7 protein-coding genes and 1 pseudogene are annotated in these 4,017 nt (G+C 70.7%); 6 read left to right on the top strand and 2 right to left on the bottom strand.

The window, feature by feature from the left end:
* Nucleotides 1-238 (bottom strand): 30S ribosomal protein S10 (gene rpsJ, locus GX015_RS00790; protein ID WP_291342063.1); only part of this gene is annotated, 238 nt, incomplete at its 3' end.
* A gap of 635 nt (nt 239-873) precedes the next feature.
* Here rpsJ and GX015_RS00785 point away from each other — a divergent pair.
* Genes GX015_RS00785 through GX015_RS00760 form a run of 6 tightly spaced genes read left to right on the top strand, consistent with a single transcriptional unit; the run spans nt 874 to nt 3,704 of the window.
* On the top strand, nt 874-1,452 hold the full coding sequence (locus GX015_RS00785) for an Asp23/Gls24 family envelope stress response protein (RefSeq protein ID WP_291342062.1): 579 nt from the start codon (nt 874-876) through the stop codon (nt 1,450-1,452).
* Nucleotides 1,421-1,831 (top strand): hypothetical protein, encoded by a 411-nt coding sequence (locus GX015_RS00780; protein WP_291342061.1) that lies wholly within the window; start codon nt 1,421-1,423, stop codon nt 1,829-1,831. Before GX015_RS00785 ends, GX015_RS00780 begins: the two co-directional genes overlap by 32 nt.
* Complete coding sequence (locus tag GX015_RS00775) at nt 1,819-2,013, top strand: DUF2273 domain-containing protein (protein ID WP_291342060.1); 195 nt, start codon at nt 1,819-1,821, stop codon at nt 2,011-2,013. The genes GX015_RS00780 and GX015_RS00775 overlap by 13 nt, the downstream gene beginning before the upstream one ends.
* Nucleotide 2,014: 1 nt before the next feature.
* Nucleotides 2,015-2,539 carry an Asp23/Gls24 family envelope stress response protein gene (locus GX015_RS00770; RefSeq protein ID WP_291342058.1) on the top strand — a complete coding sequence of 175 codons (525 nt, stop codon included), beginning with the start codon at nt 2,015-2,017 and terminating at the stop codon, nt 2,537-2,539.
* Nucleotides 2,536-3,147, top strand: coding sequence for a DUF6286 domain-containing protein (locus GX015_RS00765; protein WP_291342056.1), 612 nt, complete (start codon nt 2,536-2,538; stop codon nt 3,145-3,147). The genes GX015_RS00770 and GX015_RS00765 overlap by 4 nt, the downstream gene beginning before the upstream one ends.
* Entirely contained in the window at nt 3,144-3,704 is a 561-nt protein-coding gene (locus GX015_RS00760; protein WP_291342054.1) for a hypothetical protein, read from the top strand. The genes GX015_RS00765 and GX015_RS00760 overlap by 4 nt, the downstream gene beginning before the upstream one ends.
* A 178-nt stretch (nt 3,705-3,882) precedes the next feature.
* On the opposite strand, the pseudogene GX015_RS00755 reads toward GX015_RS00760, so the two are convergent.
* Nucleotides 3,883-4,017: pseudogene (locus GX015_RS00755) on the bottom strand (elongation factor Tu); the annotation flags it as partial.

Genomic DNA, 4,017 nt, shown 5'->3' with positions numbered 1-4,017 from the left:
TCGGGTCGAGAATGTCGATCAGGCGCTTGTGGGTGCGCATCTCGAAGTGCTCGCGCGAGTCCTTGTACTTGTGCGGCGAGCGGATGACGCAGTACACGTTCTTTTCGGTGGGCAACGGCACGGGGCCGACCACTCGGGCGCCCGTACGGGTCACCGTCTCGACGATGCGACGCGCGGACGCGTCAATCGCCTCGTGGTCGTAGGCCTTGAGCCTGATGCGGATCTTTTGTCCCGCCACGCTTGTCCTCTCCTCGGTCGGCGCGCCCTCGAGGGGCGTCGACCCTGTCATTGTCTTCTGTGCGCCGGTGTGCCTAGCCGGTCATGGCCAGCGCCAGATTTTCGATGCTGGGTTATCGCTTTCGTCGTGTGACCACCGTCGTCGGGCATGGCGCAGCACAGCGCCGATGCAATCCGAGAGGACGGTCATCCCCGTGCGCATGCACGGTTCACGACCGGATATCCCAGTTCAGGAGAGGCTCCCCCGAGTTGAAGCGTGGGTGCCCTGCCTACTGCCGCTGTGTATTTGCCATGCCAACCCCGGTCCCCGCGGTCGGGCGTGTCGCCCTCATTTTGACCGCAGGGCACGTCGCCGACCCCGGTTTCCCGGTTCCGGCTCTCGTGGCCATGCTCACTTCACCAGCGGCGTCTCCCGCGGCTGCGCCGGTTCCCTGGGGCCTGGCGGGGCTCGCGTCGATGACGCCGTGTTAAAGCAACCCGTGTATTAAAGCACGGCCCGGGCGTGTCGCCCAAATCTCTTCCGAAAATGTGATGAAGATCGCTCCCCGGCCGCCCGGCCCCGGCGGCGCGGGCGGATTCGGAGGCACAATGGAGGGCAACCGGTCACGAGGCCGCAAGACGATGGAAGGGGTTCCCATGGCCGACCATGAGCACACCGGAGATGACGCCCGCGTAGACGCCGGCCAGAATCCGGGCCAGAATACCGGCGCCGTCTCGGGTTCCGGAACGCCGGTCGAGGTTGCGGGGGGCGTCGCAAAGCACCTGCTTGACGACGGCCCGGCGCCGACGCCCGGAGGCGCGCCCGAAGCCCCCGGCGCGCGGGGCCGCACGATCATGGAAGACGTCGTGGTGACCAAGATCGCCGGCATCGCAGCGCGCGAGGTATCCGGGGTCCACGCGCTGGGCGGCGGCGGGGCGCGCTTCGTCGGCGCCGTCCGCGAGCGCATCCCCGGAGCCGGAGTCGACGTGCAGCAGGGCGTGGCGGTGGAGGTCGGGCAATTCCAGGCCGCGATCGACGTCGCGATCGTCGCCGAGTTCGGCGTCGCCATCCACGAACTCGCCGACGCGATCCGCGAGAACGTCATCGTGTCGGTGGAGAGGATGACCGGCCTCGAGGTCACCGAGGTCAACGTCACCGTCCACGACGTGCACCTGCCCCAGGACGACGACGAGGACGAGGATCATGGCGGCCCCCAGCCGGCCCGCGTCCTCTGACGCGCGCGCCGTCGCGGATGCCGTGCTCGCCGTCCCGACCGTCGACGGGTTCGACTCGGGGCGGCACGGCGAAGTCGCCCTCCTGTATGCGGGGCTTCGGGTGCCCGGCCTGCGCTGGGCCGGTGGCCGTCTCGAGCTGCACCTGCGCGCGCTCTTCGATCCCGAGGATCCCGTCCCGCTGGCCTTGACGAGCGAGGTGGCGCGGGCGGCGGCGAATGACGCGCTCGGAGGCCGGTTCCCCATCGACGTGATCGTCGCCGACGTGGCGCGTGCGGCGCAGACGACGCAAACGACGCAAACGACGCAGACGAAGCAGACGGAGCAGACGGAGCAGACGACGGGAGAAAGCAGGAGGACGGGAGAATCATGGAAAACCTGAAGTTCGGCGTGTACGCGGGGTTGCTGCTGGCCATCGCGACGGCCGCCGGCGGTTTCGTCGGATTTCTGATGGGGCTCGTCTTCGCGGCCGTCGGCGGCGTCGTCGGCGCGCACCGCGACGGGCTCATCGATCTGCGCGACATCCTCGGCTCCGCGACGAGTGGCAGGCGGGGGCGCCGCTGACATGGCCGCGTCACCGACATCGCCCGCCGGAGCCGGCGCCCGGGGCGGCACCGTCATCACGGAAAAGGCGGTGGAAAAGATCATCGTCGCGGCCATCGATTCGGTGCCGGGCACGATTCCCGCGGGCAGCGCCATCAACCGCATAGCCGGCCGCGGCTACCCGCGGGTCGACGCCAACGTGGATCCCCGGGGGCGAGCCGTGTCCGTGGAAACGGACATCGCGGTGTCCTGGCCCGCCCCGGTCCGCGACATCGCCGGCGCCGTGCGCGACACCATCATCGCCTGGGTCGCGGATGCGACGGGAATGACGGTCACCCGGTGTGACGTGCGCGTCGCCACCATCGCGGGCGCAGACGGCGACCGCCCGTGGCCCAGGGTCGGCGCCGATGACGTCGCCGGGCACCCGCGACGCCCATCCCTGGCCCATCCGAATCCCGCGCCGCTGCGCGTGCGGCCGGTGTCCGCTCCCCCGCCGATGGACCTGCGCCCCGTCCGAGCGCCCCGAAGGAGAGGCGGTGCCCGATGAACCACCGGCCCGCGCACCGCGCCGCCCCCATCCCGCTTGCCGCGCCCGCGGCCAGGCCCGTGGCGCATCTGGTCACGGTGGCGCTTACGGCGATCGGAATCGTCGCCGGCCACGACTGGCTCTCGCGCATGGGCGCGATCGACCGCCCCGAGATCATCGCCGGATTCGTCGATTGGCTGGACGGCCGTGGTTGGGACACCGTCCTGCTGCCCGCTTCCGTCCTCGGGCTGGCGATCGGCCTGGCCCTCCTCTTCGTGGCGGTCAAACCGCGGCGGCGCACCCATGTCCGCGCAAGCGCCGACGTGGACCTGTGGGTCCGGCCCATCGACGTCGGGCGGATCGCCGCCCGCGCCGCCCGCCGCTGCCCCGGGGTGTTCGACGCGAGCGCCGTCGCCGGATCACGCGTCGTCACCGTGACCGCCGACGCCGGCGGGTCCGTCGACGACGTGAACCTCGCCGCCGCCGTCCGCGACGCCGCCGAACGCGAGCTCGGGGAGATCCTCGCGGAGGCGCCGACCGTGAAGGTGCGCTTCCTCCGGCCCAACGACGGGATCGATCGCCGGGGGCCGGGAGCGCAGGCCGGATCCGGGGAGGAACTGGACCGATGAGACGAACCACCGCCATCCTCGACCGCGTCGTCGCGGGCCTGCTCGGGGCGATTCTTCTCGAGGCGGGGCTGCTCGGCCTCGCCGCCCGGTTCGACGTCCGCCCGTTTTCCGCCTGGACCGATGGGCTACGACCGTCGAGGCTCCCGGGTCATGTCGCCGCCGAGTGGTTCACCTGGGCACTCGCCGCCGCCGCGATTCTCGGCGTCGTCCTCGCGGTGGCCTTGCTCGCTGCCAACCTCGACCGTCGCCTGACGCGAACGAAAATCGACGAGGCCTCCGATGGCACCGGCGAACTCCGCTTCCACCTAGCCGACGTGGCCGAGGCCGTGGCCAAGCACCTCCAGACCGCCGACGGAATCCGCCGCGCCAGGGGTCGGGCCGAAGTCGACCGCGGCCGGGAAGTCATCACGATCACCCTCGACCTCTCCCCCGACGCCGACTTCACCGCCGTCCGCCGACTGTGTGAGGAGTCCACCGCCGACGTCGACGCGGCAATCGGAGATCTCGACTGCGGAACCCGATACCTGGTGCGACTCGACCGGCCTCCGAACGGCTGAGCGCCGGCCTGCTGAGCGCCGCCCGTCGTCAAGCAAGGAGCGGGAATGGGAAGCGGGAAAAGAGGAAGGGAAAAAGAAGAGGGCCCCGCCCCCGAGAAAACTCGGGAGCGGGGCCCTCTTGCAGGCCGCGGGCGATGCCCCGGAAACCGGGGCGATCAGTCCGCTAGAACACCGGGAATTACTTGGTGATCTTGGTGACGCGGCCGGCGCCGACGGTGCGGCCACCCTCGCGGATGGCGAAGCGCAGGCCCTCGTCCATCGCGACCGGCTGGATCAGGGTGACGGACATGTCGACGTTGTCGCCCGGCATGAC

The organism is Corynebacterium sp., assembly GCF_012837295.1.
Lineage (GTDB): Bacteria > Actinomycetota > Actinomycetes > Mycobacteriales > Mycobacteriaceae > Corynebacterium.
The sequence above is the reverse complement of the archived record's forward strand: the minus strand, read 5'-3'. Positions and strand labels throughout refer to the sequence as shown.

Bases quoted from the DNA above. Each gene is read 5' to 3' on its own strand.
- GX015_RS00775 (WP_291342060.1), top strand. From the start codon at position 1,819: ATGGAAAACCTGAAGTTCGGCGTGTACGCGGGGTTGCTGCTGGCCATC.
- GX015_RS00760 (WP_291342054.1), top strand. From the start codon at position 3,144: ATGAGACGAACCACCGCCATCCTCGACCGCGTCGTCGCGGGCCTGCTC.
- GX015_RS00780 (WP_291342061.1), top strand. From the start codon at position 1,421: ATGGCGGCCCCCAGCCGGCCCGCGTCCTCTGACGCGCGCGCCGTCGCG.
- GX015_RS00785 (WP_291342062.1), top strand. From the start codon at position 874: ATGGCCGACCATGAGCACACCGGAGATGACGCCCGCGTAGACGCCGGC.
- GX015_RS00765 (WP_291342056.1), top strand. From the start codon at position 2,536: ATGAACCACCGGCCCGCGCACCGCGCCGCCCCCATCCCGCTTGCCGCG.
- GX015_RS00770 (WP_291342058.1), top strand. From the start codon at position 2,015: ATGGCCGCGTCACCGACATCGCCCGCCGGAGCCGGCGCCCGGGGCGGC.